Annotated in this window: 1 protein-coding gene; it reads right to left on the reverse strand. The window is 39.5% G+C overall.

What is annotated here, in order from left to right; all coding sequences use genetic code 11:
• Window positions 1-223: 223 nt before the first annotated feature.
• A partial coding sequence (locus AC1DUO_RS26060) for a hypothetical protein (protein WP_477989632.1) occupies window positions 224-597 on the reverse strand: 374 nt, incomplete at its 5' end.

Raw genomic sequence — 597 nt, forward strand, 5'->3', positions numbered from 1 at the left:
GAGAAAAAGCTTGCTGAATGAGGTCAGGAGACAGGAGGTCAGCGAGGCTTTGAACTTCATCGGGGGCAGTGAGATTGATAATACCGAGAGCGTGTGAAAGTTCCATTTAAAAAGGGTCCATGATGAGCATGAACCCTTTTTACACGAGCCACCGGATCGGTCAACTGATCCTTAAACGATCGGCATTACGCACACAGCGGGCTTTTTTGTATGTAAGATCAGTCTACTTAAGTGATGGATTATTTAGATAAGCATATTCATTAAATAAATCATACAGTTCTTCAGCAACACGCACCGAATCTTCGATTTCTACACCTCGCAGATTCCGCCCCAGACTGTTCCTGCTAAACTTAAAATTTTGTAAGCGGTATTTCTTTAAGATAGCCCCCATTGACGCAACAATCTCTCTTTCATGATGCCGTATGTTAGCCTCTATCGCCTTATCAAAATGCATATAATCCCATTCAATTAATGCATATTTTCTTTGAGGTACAATGAAAATAAACGGTTGCTGTTTTTTTCTACATAATGTAAACCAATGATTTATATCTTCTTTTGACCCATCAGCAAATTTCTTCATCTTTTGCACCTTTGAGA

It is taken from the genome of Rahnella sp. P4_A8 (assembly GCF_056402435.1).